The organism is Paenibacillus sp. RC334 (assembly GCF_030034735.1).
GTDB lineage: Bacteria > Bacillota > Bacilli > Paenibacillales > Paenibacillaceae > Paenibacillus > Paenibacillus terrae_A.
The window spans coordinates 5,440,410-5,453,444 of the sequence record NZ_CP125370.1; the positions used below are offsets into that span (position 1 = coordinate 5,440,410).

The window sequence follows — 13,035 nt, forward strand, 5'->3', positions numbered from 1 at the left end:
GGAGCCTTGGTGACAGGCTCCTCCGGTAATTCATTGTCATTTTATGTTGTCGTTCAGTAACCTACATAAGTTCGCGCATATATGCCTCTATTATACCTTTTCATTAAACAGCTGTAAACGTTTTGAATCAGTTCTCTGCTTTTTCTACATAGCGGACACGGTATTCAGAGGACAGCATACTCATCAGAATGGAGTCATGGTATTGATGATTATAAAATAAAGCATCCCGTTGCACGCCTTCACGTTGGAAGCCTATTTTTTCATAGCAACGGATGGCCCGTTCATTAAAATCATATACGTTCAGCTCAATTCGATGCAGATTACAGATACCAAATCCGTAATCCAGCATTAGCACAAGCGCCTCAGTGCCGTAGCCTTTCCCCTGATTCCCCTGTTCGTTAATGGCAATGCGGATGTTGGCACTGCGGTTCAGGCTGTCCATATCCTGAAGAGCAATGTCACCGATGATACGATCATCTTCCTGAAGGGCAATGAGTAGCAGCAGGCTGGAGGTATCCTGCCCTTTGGATTCAATATAACGCCCAATTTGATCCTTGGTAAAGCTACGCTGCGTACCCGTCATCCTCCTCACGTCCTGATCAAACAACGTATTATAGTACAGTTCGGTGTCCTCCACGTGAATCGGACGCAGATACACCCGCGATCCCTCCAGTAACCGTGCCACTGGTGTTGTGTGCAAAGATTTTTGAGTCATAATCATCCTCCTATTCTAAAAATGTTCAGTTACGAAATTTGGAAACCAACTACTGTGCAGGGTCTGCATTTTTGACAGCAGAATTGTTAAAATCAGCAGGTGACTCACGCCAAATGACGGATTGAAGCATGAGTCCGACTAAACCCAAAGCCCCAATCGTCACTCCAATCCAGACAAAGGTAGTGCCTGGTCCGGCCATACGAATCATTACACCCCCGATAAGCGGTGAGACGATCATGATCGCTCCGGTCACGGTACTTTGGATACCGAAGACGCGCCCCACCATATCGGCCGGTGTTCGGGCTTGCAATATGTAATTCTGGGTGATGATGTACAGGCCGTTTCCCACGCCTAGCATGGCCCCAATCATAAGCAGTACGGGTAATCCTGTCCCCGGTTGCGCCCAGCCTAAAGCAGCAATAGCTCCACCAACCAGCACATAACCTCCACCGAGGCCCCAGCCCGCGCTTATCCGGTTCAAACGGTTCAGCACTAGCATACAAGCGACGGCACCAGCGCCTATGGCTGAAACCAGCCAGCCAAGCAGCGATTCGTTACCCGGGGCGAGCACTCGCAGCAGTGTCGGAAACTGGTAGTCAATCATGAGAATGGCGATCATGCCGAAAAGTCCGAACACAAGCGTATGCAAAAGCATTCGGCTGCGCCATAGGAACGCCCAGCCCTCGCGCCATTGGCTGAAAAAACGGGATGCGCCGACGCGTTCCTTCCGATGCTCGGCTTCATCAGCCTCAGCCTCGCTTGGCGAATCCAGCTTTCCTTGTTTCACAGCAGTAGTCGCATGCTGCTCTACGCTGTCGAGGGCGGGGCCGATTCCGCGCAGCGGCCACAGCACCAAACCGGAGCACAGGCGCAGCAGCGCATTAAGGATAATGCACGCTTGAGGCGACATCACAACCAAGGTCATGGCTCCCAATAATGGCCCCGCCACTTTGGAAGCCTGATTGACCAGCCCATTCAGCGAGGTCGCCCGAAACAGGTCGTTGCTGGCGACTACAGTGCGGGTCAAGCCTTGCTGTGATGGCATTTGGAATACGCCAGCCGCCGCACGCAGACCCAGCAGAGGCAACAGCCACGCCGGCCCCGGAACAGCGAGAATCGCCAGCGTCAACAAGGCAATAACTGCATCGCAGACGATCATCAGCCGGGCCTTATGCACCCGGTCGGCTAACGTGCCTGAGATAGAGCCCAGCAGCAGACCCGGCAGCGCCATCACTACCGGAATCAGCGCAATCAGCATGGGGTTGGCTTCCCAGCGGTAAGCGACGAGCACCTGAATGGCGATGGCATCAAACCAATCGCCAAAGGAAGCAGCCGTGTGCGCCGCAAACATCCGCCGAAAACGGCCGTTGCGCCAAATGCTGGGCGTGGATTCTGATTCTTTTTTTCCTTCATTTCTATTCACCCTGCTCTCATTTTCTGCATTATTAGCAATAAGAACATTCTAGCGGGCCTATATCAGAGGAAAATCAGACAGCGAGAAACATGTCAGACCGCAGAAAGTGTTTGCTCCAACCAACGCCTTAGTGCCAAACGATGTATCGTTAAGCCATTGTCCCGATCAAGTCGTTCATATTGAGTAGCATATTTCTCTTCCAACGCAGGAAAGCCACCATAACGCTTCAAAAAGCCGCGGATTTGACAGACTGCCTTGATTTTAAGCAGCTCCTGTTTAGCCATATCAAGCGTGTTCAGCCCCTCATCCAATAGCCGCTCGGCCTCGTCCACTCCCCCGGTAAGCAGGAGCATGAATCCCTGCATCATCCGATAACGCCCCAGCTCCCGCAAATACGGAGCCTCAGATAGCATCCCTTCCAATCGAACGGATAGTACCTTAGCCTCCTCCATACGGTTGGCGGTCAGATGCATGTACATCTCCATCAGCGCAACAGGCATCACAAATTTGTCCAGCTCATCCCGCTCCATCACTGCAAAAGCCAGCGGAAGTCTCTCCAGTGCGCGTTCAGATTGTCCATTCTCCACATAAGCCTCCAGGATGTTGAGAATACGCAATTCCCGCTCCTGCTCGGCGGATAGTAATCCACTGGAAAGCGCCCGCTCACATAGAGCAAGCTTCTGATCCGTTACCCCTGCTGTACCTATATATAGCAGTAACATCCAGTACAGTCGATCTTTAGGAGCAAAGTCCTCCCGTTCCAAAAACCACAATATATCGGCCTGCACAAACCGGGTATACATCTGATAAAAAGGAGACAGTTCGAACCCCATCTGCTCCTGCTGAGCAGCCAGCGCCACGATGGAATTCCCCTGTCCCAGCAATTGGTATTTCCGTAACAGTCCGTGGACAGCGTCTTGTACCTCCTGATCGCGCAGGGACGGATGATTCTGTCGTTGCACGCCAGTAAGGGTCAAGCTGTAGCCATACCCCCGGACCGTATGAATACGAAGAGCATTCCATGGCTTGAGCTTTTTACGCAATCTGTAGATATGATCATCCACCGTGCGCTCCACCGGATATTCCAGCGGCCACACACGATCCAGCAGTTGTTCCCGGGTGAACACCTGATTCCGGTTATCGTATAGAAAGCGCAGTAGCGCAAACTCTTTAGCCAACAACATAACACGATCTGCACTACAGATTACACTATAACCGTCTGTATCAAATTGTAGCCTGATCATCCACCTCGCCTCCGACATATCGTTTCTTGGCTGCACCCAGCCCTGTAAACATGAGCAAAACGCTCAGACACAAGAGTAGAAGCAGCGGAATTGTCCAGCCTTGTGTTGCATCATGTAAATAACCGAACAGCGTCGGCCCTGTCGCTGCTAGCAAATAACCAAAGGATTGCGCCATACCAGACAGCTCTGCTGCCTGCTGCGGTGTCCGCGTCCGCAAATTAAAGAACATCATCACCAACGGGAAAGCAAAACCACCCGCTATACCGATACAAATGACCCAAATCACACTCCACTGTGTAGCCCCAAGCAGAAATCCACCCAGACCGATAAAATACAGCGCAGCCATAATCAGAACCAATACCCGCTGATCCTTTACCCGAGCTGCCCAAATAGGCACAATAAAAGTAAACGGCATTTGCGAAAACTGCAGCATGGACAGCATCCATCCCGCAGTCTCTGAATCCATTCCCTGTCCAACCATCATCTCGGGAAACCATGCGGCAGGGACGTAGAATAGGGCAGATTGCAGCCCCATAAACAGCGTCACCTTCCAAGCCAAAGACGATGTATACACATTCACGGTTCGGGCAGACACTGCCGCTTTATTGGCCGTTTTGCGCGCCTTAAGAAGCTGGGGCACCCAGAGTAAAATACCTACGACACCCACAATCCCCCATATTCCCAAAGCACCGCGCCAGCCCAAACCTCCGTTCAGAGCCAGCGGTATACTCAGACCGGATGCTGTTGCAGCGACTACATTCATGGATACTGAATATACGCCAGTCATCAGTCCGCTGTTGCGAGGAAACTCCTCTTTGATCAAACTGGGCAGCAAAACATTACACACGGCAATAGCCAGTCCCAGCATGGCTGTCCCAGCAAATAATGCGGTCACCCCCAGCGTTGAGCGCACCACAATACCTGCGGTCAACAACAGCAAGGCTGCAAAAATAATAAGAGGCGACCCGAAGCGGCGCGACAGTTTGGCTACAAAAGGCGACAACAGGGCAAAAGCCAGCAGCGGCAATGTCGTTAATAGGCCACTCAGTGTATTCGAAATATGCAAAGAATCCTTAATCAAACCGATAAGAGGTCCTACCGAGGTAATCGAGGCGCGCAGATTGGCACCTACCAAAATGATCCCTGCGGCAAGCACCCAAGGACCGGCATGCCACAAGGATTTGTATACCAAAGCTCGTTGGTGTTGCTGTGAACTCATCTCTCCATTCTCCAATCTATCTGTGTTATGCTCAAAGGCTCCAACCGAGTGTACGGCTGGAGCCTGAGCAATTTCTATCTCATTAAATTATAATGGCATTTATGCCATATGCATAGGACGGATAAGCGTAGCACTCCAAATCTTCAATTCAGCGTACAACCACAGCTACAGCCAAACAAACAAAAGCTGCCCGAAAGGATGCTTTCCTTTTGAGGCAGCTTTCGGTCTATGACTTAGATGCATCCAGTGCTGCTTAACGTACCAGCCAGCCGCCATCCACCGCCAAAATATGACCGTTCATGTAGTCGGAGCCCTGACTTGCGAGGAAAACAACAACTCCCATCAAATCGGACGGATCTCCCCAGCGCCCCGCAGGAATACGCGACAAAATTTCCTGATTGCGGCTCTCATCGGCACGGATTGGAGCTGTGTTCGCTGTAGCAATATAACCAGGGGCAATCGCATTAATCTGAACGTTATGAACCGCCAGCTCGTTGGCAAACGCCTTGGTCAAGCCAGCCACTGCGTGCTTACTTGCTGTATACGGCGGAACGAACTTTCCACCCTGAAAAGCAAGCATGGAAGCGACGTTGATAATTTTCCCGCTTTTTTGCTCAACCATCACCTTTGCTACTTCCTGACTCAGGTGATAGACAGCATTCAGGTTGATTTCCATCACCGCGTCCCAATCCTCATCTTTGTACTCCAGCAAAGGAGCACGACGAATCGTACCTGCGTTATTTACGAGAATATCGATTTTACCGAATGCCTTGACGGCTTCTTCTACAATCTTTGTAATAGATTCTCTTTGCGTCAGATCCGCCTCATGAAAGACAACCTTCACGCCGGTAGGTTCGAGCAGACGTCTTGTTTCTTCATAATCATCATTGTTGGCTACAATGAACAGATCCGCGCCCGCTTTAGCCAAAGCTACTGAATATCCCTGACCCAAGCCGCTGTTGCCACCCGTTACAATCGCTGTTTTGCCTTTCAGGCTGAAAAAATCCAATGAAAAAGTATCCAGACCCATACTTACGCCTCCATCATATTTTAGTTTAAAATATATACCTCTAATGAATCCTACAGCGCTGCACGAACTTCCTTATATTTAGCCACATAACGCGCAGCGTTCTCTGTGATCAGATCGTAGCGGCCATCCTTGGCCGGAGCCGTCAGGTTTCCCCCGATGCCAACCGCTACACTTCCGTTGCGCAGCCATGTTTCCATGTTATCCAGATCGACGCCGCCCGTTGGCATAATTTGCACATGAGGCATTGGCCCTTTGACTGCCTTGACAAAATCCGCACCCATAGCACTACCAGGGAACAGCTTCACGACATCACTGCCCAGCTTCATCGCTTCCTTAATTTCATTCAGCGTCATGCAACCGGGCATATAGGGAATCGCGTATAAATTGCACAGCTTCGCCGTTTCTTCTTCAAAAGAAGGACTCACTACGAACTCTGCTCCAGCCAAAATAGCAATTCTCGCTGTCAGCGGCTCTAGTACAGTTCCCGCACCAATCACTGCCCGGTCCTTAAATTCATCTCTCAATCTGCGAATCACCTGATCCGCATCCGGCGTGGTAAACGTAAGCTCAATATTGTCCAAACCGCCTTCAATACAGGCTTTGGACATTTGGTACGCTTCCTCCGCTGTGTTTCCCCGAATGACCGCGACAACCCCAACCGAAGTGATATGCTCCAAAACTTTCTTTTTTGTCATGTTCCTGATCCTTTCCACGAATGGGATGACTATGTTCCATTAGCCGCTTGCAAGTACCCCGCTCCAATATGCCGGATTTAACGCAACTCGCTCATGGCTACCTGATCCATGTCTTTGTACGTTTTATTTTCGCCAGCCATGCCCCAAATGAAGGTATAGCTGCCAGTAGCCGCACCACAGTGAATAGACCAAGGTGGCGAAATAACCGCTTCATCATTCTTCATCACCAGATGGCGCGTCTCGTTCGGCTCACCCATCAGGTGGAACATTCTGGCGTTCTCATCCAGCTCAAAATAGAAATAGACTTCCATACGACGGTCATGAACATGTGTTGGCATGGAGTTCCATACGCTTCCGTTTTCCAGTGTCGTCATCCCCATAACCAGCTGACAGCTCTGAATGCCTTCATCATGGATAAAGCGGCGCAAGGTGCGGTTGTTGGCTGTTTCCTGCGCGCCCAGACTTTCAGACGGCACATCGGCAAATGACTGCTTCGCTGTCGGATACGTGGTATGAGCCAGCGCCGACACAATGTAAAATTTTGCAGGTTTCGAGCTGGAATCGCTTTCAAAGATCAACTCCTTGCCCCCTCTGCCTACGTAGAGACAGTCTTTCGTGTTCAACTCGTAGGTTTCACCGTCTACCTTTACAGTACCGCTGCCGCCAACATTAAAAATGCCCAGTTCCCGGCGCTCCAAAAAGGTTTCCGCCTTGATTTGATCGCTGCCTTCCAGCGCAACGGATTTATTCACGGGATGAATGCCCCCGATAATGACACGATCTTCATGCGTATAAACCAGCTTAACTTCCTCAGGCACAAACAGTTCCTGTATCAAATAGTGCTGACGCAGTTCTTCAGTCGTAAAATGCTTGGCATGTTCGGGATGAGTTGAATAACGCATTTCCATAAAAACATTCCTCCTGTTTAGATAAAATTTTTTATCAATGGAATTGTTATAAAAGCGGTTTCTAACTCTACTTCTTAGCTAGAATTGTAATAATTATCTATGGGGGTGTCAACCCAATTCTTCACTATTCCTTGAAAAATCCTTAATATTCACGAACTTTTACACTCTTTTTACCGTTTGATAAACAAATTCATATTTTTTTATCTACATTATCCAAAAAGTTTTTAACAAATATATCAACTTCCTCATTGTGAAAAACCGATTTATGTGATAATTTCAATTTATTCAATTGGTGCATACGCTTACAGATTTAGTTTACTAAACAAAGGAGGAATTTAGAATGACCGCAACATTGGATGCTGTTACCTTCGGAGAACCGATGGCCATGTTTTATGCCAATGAAGCAGGCTCTCTGGATGAGGTGCGTTCGTTCACCAAAGCGCTGGCCGGAGCAGAGACGAATGTTTCGTCCGGTTTGGCACGTTTGGGACTACGAGCAGGGCTCGTGACCAAACTAGGCGAGGATGCATTCGGCAGGTTCATTGCCGGGGCGCTGCGTCAGGAGGGGATCGACACCCAGAACGTCATGTTTACCAAAGACCACTCTACCGGGATGCTGATTAAATCCAAAGTCACAAGCGGGGATCCGGAGGTCGAATATTTTCGCAGACACTCTGCCGCTTCCACATTAAGCATCGCCGATTTTAACGAGGCATACTTTGCCGGGGCACGCCACCTGCACTTTACAGGTATTTCTGTCGCCCTTTCTCCCGAATGTCGTGACTTCGCCCGACATGCGCGGCAGTTTATGAAAAAGGCAGGAAAAACCGTATCCTTCGATCCGAACCTCAGACCCAAGTTATGGCCTGATACGCAAACGATGGTGGAGGCTATTAACGAGGCATCTGAGGGTTGCGACTGGCTTCTGCCAGGCATTCATGAAGGTAAAATATTGACAGGCTACACCTCACCTGAGGATATCGCTTCCTTCTACCTTGACCGTGGTACTTCGCTGGTCATCATCAAGCTGGGGACAGAAGGAGCGTATTATAAATCCGCCGATGCAGAAGGATATGTGAAACGCTTCCGAGTGGAGCATGTCGTCGATACCGTTGGGGCGGGCGACGGCTTTGCCGCTGGCGTCATCAGCGCACTGCTGGAGGGCTTGCCCCTGGCCGAAGCGGTCAAACGCGGCAACGCCCTCGGCGCACTGGCTGTCATGTCAGCCGGAGACATGGACGGCTATCCTACGCGATCTGAGCTGGAGTCCTTTTTGCTCAGCGCCAGCACGAATTAGGCAGGTTTCTTACCCCTGCCTTTTCCTTCATCGCTGGTTCCACAAGCTCAACAAGGGTGAGTTAGGAAGCTTCGGAGATAACTCAAATAACCCGTATTCACTTATGCGCGGCCTGAGCAAGTATATGCAGGCTTATAACGCAGACAGGAATACGGGTTATTTCTTATGATGTGATATTAGAGGTTCACCTACAACGTTTTGACGGATTCACCCCGGTTTAAATCAGGCACAAAGCGGTAAATGATCGGAACCGATTCGCCGCCCTCCTCGATGCTGGACAACAGCGTCTTTGCAGCCTGCTTTCCCATATCCGCAATCGGCTGCGTAATGGTCGTAATCGGTGGATTGTAAATATGGGCAAACTCTGCATCGTCAATTCCGATAATGGACAGCTCGGCCGGAATGCGTTTACGTCGGGCATTCACATATTTCAGCACCTCTGCCAGCACGATATCGTTCCCGGCCAACAGCGCAGTCGGCGGCTCTGGCAACTGAAATAGCTCCTCCAGCGTCTGCTGGATATCCTCCTTCGGCACACTGCGCATGTACTCTTCCCGAAAGGGCAAGCCACGCTCTTCCAGCGCCTTTTTGTACCCGCTCAACCGCTCTACCCTTGGAGTAATCCGGTTCAGTCCCAGCGGCAGGGTAATCAGCGCGATCCGTTCATGCTTATGGGCCACCAGCTCCTGAATCGCCAGCTTGACCGCCATTTCGTTATCCAGCAACAGGCTGCGCGTGTTCACACCGTCTACCAGACGATCCAAAAACACCAACGGGTACTTTTCACGAATGAGCTGGTTGTAAATATCCGCATGCTTGCCTGTCGGGAAAATAATCAATCCGTCCACCTGACGAGCCTTGAGCATCTCAATATATTGGCTCTCCTTGTCCGGGTTTTCGTCGGCGTTACAGATGATAACCTGAATGCCAAAACGCTGCAATTCCTCCTCAATAGCCCGAATGGACTGGATCGACAGCGTGTAATCAATGTTGGCTACAATGACACCCACCATAAACGTCCGGTTCTGTTTTAAACTGCGGGCCAGCCCGTTGGGCTGATAATTTAATTCCCGAATGACCTCGGCAATCCGGTCTCTGGTCTGGTCGCTCATGTATTTATATCGTTTGTTCAGAAATTGCGAGACGGTGCTTTTAGACACTCCCGCCTTCTGGGCAACATCTTCAATCGTCGGTTTCTTCATGGATACGCTCCTTGTCCCTCATGTACTGCATGCACTGCATTAGTGCAACAAAAGTATATCTTTTTTTTAGTAAATTTACCATACTTCTATTTATGAATACCATGATTATATAATCTGAACTTAAAAGTTACCTATCGTGCCACTGCGCAGACGGATGGTGCTTCCCATCGCCACCGCCCCCGGATTTCTGGAATTAATCCTATGATCAGAGTAGAAATCCGGGGATGTAACGCTTCCGAAGCGAGCTTTCCTACGAAAGCTTTTAAAGCGACCGCTTCGCTTGTACAGCACCATTCCGCCTACTCCGTTTTCCATGTACCTTTTTTAAATCAGCTTATAAAACTACTATTTACTCTCCATGCAGCAAAAAAGAGGCAGTTCAAGATGCTCTCTTGAACTGCCTCTACATAATCATAAATGATCCTCGAATCAGTGTACCGGAATTGGGGTTGCTGGCTGATCTGGTGTATCGTGCTCCACCAGCGCATGCTTTTCCCACAAACGGCTTCTCCAGCGGGCATACATAATGAAGGCACGAGTCCATTCATCTGCGGCAATCGCCAACCACACACCAGCGAGTCCCATATCCAGCTTGAACACAAGCAGATAACCGAGTGGCAAGCTCATGCAGACCATGGAGATCAGTCCTATAAAGACCGGGAACTTGGCATCTCCAGCAGCACGCAACGAGTTAATAATAACAATATTCGTCGTCCGACCGGTTTCCAACAGAATGCTAAGTAAAATCACCTGCGCTCCCAAGCGAATAATCTCAGGGTTTTCGGTGAACAAGCTGAGCAATGGCACGCGGAAAAAGATAATAATCACATCAATAACAACGGTCACGAGGAGCGCCCATTTTACACTACTCATTACACGTTTGTAGGCTGTATCCTTCTGTCTGGCTCCGACCAGTCTTCCGACCACGATGGCCGTACCCATACCGACCGCCATACTGAACAAGTAGATATAGCTCGAAATGTTATTGGCATATTGACGGGTCGCCATCGCTTCTGCGCCCAGATAGGTCACGTACAGAGTGAAAATGAGCTGACACGACTGATACATGATGGACTCCAGCGCGGAGGGTACACCAATGCGCAAAATTTTAGCGATAAACTTTTTGGACAACTGAACGTAATATCTCCACTCGACACGCACCTCGGTTACGCGGTACATCAGCCAGAAGAAAATCAGGAGACACACAAAACGGCTTCCCACCGTAGAAATAGCTGCCCCCTCTACGCCGAGCGCAGGCATTCCCCAATGTCCGAAAATCAAAACATAGTTACCGACCACGTGGATCACGTTCATCAGCATGGATACATACATCGTTTCCTTGGTAAAACCATGTGTACGAATCGTCGCCGCCAGCGCGTTGATCAATGCCTGAAGGAAAATGGCACCCCCGACGATACTCATATAGGATTCTGCATAAACCAGAATATCTCCCTGGACGTTAAGCCATTGCAGCATATGAGTACCAAATACAAGAAAAATCACGCTAAGCAAAAGACCTACCATCAAATTCAAGGTAATGGCCGTACCCGTAACCTGGGCCGCTTCGACAAGCTTCTTAGAACCGATATATTGAGCTACGACGATAGCAGCGCCGTTGCCGATAACCTCCAGTACAAGGATGGCAATTGAAATAATTTGGTTGGACGCGCCTACACCCGACACGGCATTATCAGATACAGAACTGATCATGAACGTATCGACGCTGCCCATCAGCATAAACAGGAACAATTCGAGGAAAATGGGCCATGTCAAATGGAACAAATTCAGTTCCTTGGCTTCGGACAATACCGACCCTTTTTTTAGTGCTCTGGTTGTCATTCATTCACCTTTCTTCATAGAATTATTTAACGAACAAAGGGTATGTTAGCACAGTCTTTCTGAAAATACATCCCGTTTGTGTAAAATGATTTGCAAAACGCGTAAGAATTCATTTATCACCTTCTTCACAACTGATTATCGAACTTTATTGAAACGCAGAAGGGTAAAATAGAATATGGGCCTGTGAGCATTGCCGCTGACAGGCTGCGCGGATGGTTGTATACTGCTTATGCACGATTTGTGAAGTATACTAAAATGTTCCGCCATCAAAGGCTTATATTGCAATAAAGGAGGCTTTTACAAATGACTCAATCATTTCAAGCCCTTGTCGTTGATCAGACGCAGGACGGTGAAGTTCAAGCAGAGGTACGCTCTCTGGAAACTGGCAGTTTACCTGCTGGAGAAGTATTGATTCGTGTCGCTTATTCCAGCATCAATTATAAAGACGGGCTTGCCGCCCGCAAGGATGGCAATATTGTCAAAGCCTATCCGTTCGTGCCCGGCATAGATTGCTCGGGAACCGTCGTCTCTTCGGAGGATAGCCGTTTCAGCGAAGGACAAGCCGTTCTCGTTACCGGATACGGATTCGGTGTGTCTCAATTCGGGGGATTCAGCGAATATGCGCGTGTGCCTGCGGACTGGGTGGTTCCTCTTCCAGATGGACTTACGCCAAGAGAAGCCATGATTTATGGGACAGCCGGCTTTACCGCGGCCCTATCGTTGCATCGGCTGGAGCAAAACGGCGTTACGCCGGATCAGGGCAAGGTGCTCGTCACCGGAGCAACGGGGGGCGTAGGCGGAGCCGCGATTGCCCTGCTGGGCAATAGGGGCTACCATGTTGTAGCCAGTAGCGGCAAAGCCGAGGCGCACGACTACCTCAAGGCGCTCGGAGCGGCTGAGCTGATCTCCCGCGATGAGGTCTACGACGGCGCGGAGAGCATCCGCCCGCTGGGCAAGCAGCTCTGGCAAGCGGCTATTGATCCCGTAGGCGGAAAGCCGCTCGCTTCGCTGCTCAGCCAGATCGCCTACAACGGCTCCGTTGCCGTGAGCGGTCTGACGGCAGGCACCAAGCTGCCTACCACGGTGCTGCCGTTTATCTTGCGCGGTGTCAGCCTGCTGGGCATAGACTCCGTCTTCTGCCCTTATGAAACACGCGTAGCGATCTGGAAGCGGCTCGGCAGCGACTGGAAGCCGAAACAACTGGAGCAGCTTGTCGAGCGCGAAATCGGGCTGGCTGACCTTCCAAACGCGCTGGAGGACATCCTGGCGGCCCGCTCACAGGGCAGAACGCTCGTGCGGCTGGCTGACTAAGCGGAAGTATATCCGCACGCTGCCCGTCAATGTACTTCCGCGTAAAGGACTGTTCATTCCTTCGTGTCTAAAACTTCGGAAAATATAAGAAGCCTGTAAATCTGCAGTTTTTGAGATTCACAGGCTTCTTTTGCGTTTTACCATTACATCATTAATGGATG

General features: G+C 50.0%; 11 protein-coding genes. 2 read left to right on the plus strand and 9 right to left on the minus strand.

Annotated features, from left to right (window positions below; all coding sequences use genetic code 11):
• Nucleotides 1–127: 127 nt before the first annotated feature.
• The 7 genes from QMK20_RS25000 to kduI all read right to left on the minus strand — a co-directional run bounded on the left by QMK20_RS25000 (nucleotide 128) and on the right by kduI (nucleotide 7,225).
• A complete protein-coding gene (locus QMK20_RS25000) occupies nucleotides 128–721 on the minus strand; it encodes a GNAT family N-acetyltransferase (RefSeq protein WP_404519327.1) in 594 nt (197 codons plus the stop codon).
• A gap of 43 nt (nucleotides 722–764) precedes the next feature.
• Complete coding sequence (locus QMK20_RS25005; RefSeq protein WP_481857806.1) at nucleotides 765–2,066, minus strand: MFS transporter; 1,302 nt, start codon at nucleotides 2,064–2,066, stop codon at nucleotides 765–767.
• Between the two features lie 155 nt (nucleotides 2,067–2,221).
• Nucleotides 2,222–3,373 (minus strand): winged helix-turn-helix domain-containing protein, encoded by a 1,152-nt coding sequence (locus QMK20_RS25010; protein ID WP_283653734.1) that lies wholly within the window; start codon nucleotides 3,371–3,373, stop codon nucleotides 2,222–2,224.
• The gene (locus tag QMK20_RS25015; protein WP_283653735.1) at nucleotides 3,354–4,592 is read right to left on the minus strand and encodes a CynX/NimT family MFS transporter; all 1,239 of its coding nucleotides are present in this window, start codon (nucleotides 4,590–4,592) and stop codon (nucleotides 3,354–3,356) included. The genes QMK20_RS25010 and QMK20_RS25015 overlap by 20 nt, the downstream gene beginning before the upstream one ends.
• A 253-nt stretch (nucleotides 4,593–4,845) precedes the next feature.
• Nucleotides 4,846–5,622 carry a 2-dehydro-3-deoxy-D-gluconate 5-dehydrogenase KduD gene (kduD, locus tag QMK20_RS25020; RefSeq protein ID WP_283653736.1) on the minus strand — a complete coding sequence of 259 codons (777 nt, stop codon included), beginning with the start codon at nucleotides 5,620–5,622 and terminating at the stop codon, nucleotides 4,846–4,848.
• 50 nt (nucleotides 5,623–5,672) lie between these two features.
• Nucleotides 5,673–6,317 carry a bifunctional 2-keto-4-hydroxyglutarate aldolase/2-keto-3-deoxy-6-phosphogluconate aldolase gene (locus QMK20_RS25025; RefSeq protein ID WP_283653737.1) on the minus strand — a complete coding sequence of 215 codons (645 nt, stop codon included), beginning with the start codon at nucleotides 6,315–6,317 and terminating at the stop codon, nucleotides 5,673–5,675.
• A 77-nt stretch (nucleotides 6,318–6,394) separates the two neighbouring features.
• Nucleotides 6,395–7,225, minus strand: a complete 831-nt coding sequence (kduI, locus tag QMK20_RS25030; protein ID WP_283653738.1) for a 5-dehydro-4-deoxy-D-glucuronate isomerase — start codon at nucleotides 7,223–7,225, stop codon at nucleotides 6,395–6,397.
• Nucleotides 7,226–7,565: 340 nt separating this feature from the next.
• Here kduI and QMK20_RS25035 point away from each other — a divergent pair, with 340 nt between their 5' ends.
• Nucleotides 7,566–8,522: a sugar kinase gene (locus QMK20_RS25035; RefSeq protein ID WP_283653739.1), complete on the plus strand. Its 957-nt coding sequence runs from the start codon at nucleotides 7,566–7,568 to the stop codon at nucleotides 8,520–8,522.
• A gap of 188 nt (nucleotides 8,523–8,710) precedes the next feature.
• On the opposite strand, the gene QMK20_RS25040 is transcribed toward QMK20_RS25035, so the two are convergent.
• Together QMK20_RS25040 and QMK20_RS25045 are read right to left on the minus strand one after the other, a co-directional pair.
• Entirely contained in the window at nucleotides 8,711–9,724 is a 1,014-nt protein-coding gene (locus QMK20_RS25040) for a LacI family DNA-binding transcriptional regulator (RefSeq protein ID WP_283653740.1), read from the minus strand.
• Nucleotides 9,725–10,153: 429 nt separating this feature from the next.
• Nucleotides 10,154–11,563 (minus strand): MATE family efflux transporter, encoded by a 1,410-nt coding sequence (locus QMK20_RS25045; protein ID WP_283653741.1) that lies wholly within the window; start codon nucleotides 11,561–11,563, stop codon nucleotides 10,154–10,156.
• 303 nt (nucleotides 11,564–11,866) lie between these two features.
• Here QMK20_RS25045 and QMK20_RS25050 point away from each other — a divergent pair, with 303 nt between their 5' ends.
• Nucleotides 11,867–12,874, plus strand: coding sequence for an acrylyl-CoA reductase family protein (locus QMK20_RS25050; RefSeq protein ID WP_283653742.1), 1,008 nt, complete (start codon nucleotides 11,867–11,869; stop codon nucleotides 12,872–12,874).
• Nucleotides 12,875–13,035: the final 161 nt, after the last annotated feature.

Bases quoted from the DNA above. Each gene is read 5' to 3' on its own strand.
- QMK20_RS25000 (WP_404519327.1), bottom strand. From the start codon at position 721: ATGATTATGACTCAAAAATCTTTGCACACAACACCAGTGGCACGGTTA.
- QMK20_RS25005 (WP_481857806.1), bottom strand. From the start codon at position 2,066: ATGTTTGCGGCGCACACGGCTGCTTCCTTTGGCGATTGGTTTGATGCC.
- QMK20_RS25010 (WP_283653734.1), bottom strand. From the start codon at position 3,373: ATGATCAGGCTACAATTTGATACAGACGGTTATAGTGTAATCTGTAGT.
- QMK20_RS25015 (WP_283653735.1), bottom strand. From the start codon at position 4,592: ATGAGTTCACAGCAACACCAACGAGCTTTGGTATACAAATCCTTGTGG.
- kduD (WP_283653736.1), bottom strand. From the start codon at position 5,622: ATGGGTCTGGATACTTTTTCATTGGATTTTTTCAGCCTGAAAGGCAAA.
- QMK20_RS25025 (WP_283653737.1), bottom strand. From the start codon at position 6,317: ATGACAAAAAAGAAAGTTTTGGAGCATATCACTTCGGTTGGGGTTGTC.
- kduI (WP_283653738.1), bottom strand. From the start codon at position 7,225: ATGGAAATGCGTTATTCAACTCATCCCGAACATGCCAAGCATTTTACG.
- QMK20_RS25035 (WP_283653739.1), top strand. From the start codon at position 7,566: ATGACCGCAACATTGGATGCTGTTACCTTCGGAGAACCGATGGCCATG.
- QMK20_RS25040 (WP_283653740.1), bottom strand. From the start codon at position 9,724: ATGAAGAAACCGACGATTGAAGATGTTGCCCAGAAGGCGGGAGTGTCT.
- QMK20_RS25045 (WP_283653741.1), bottom strand. From the start codon at position 11,563: ATGACAACCAGAGCACTAAAAAAAGGGTCGGTATTGTCCGAAGCCAAG.
- QMK20_RS25050 (WP_283653742.1), top strand. From the start codon at position 11,867: ATGACTCAATCATTTCAAGCCCTTGTCGTTGATCAGACGCAGGACGGT.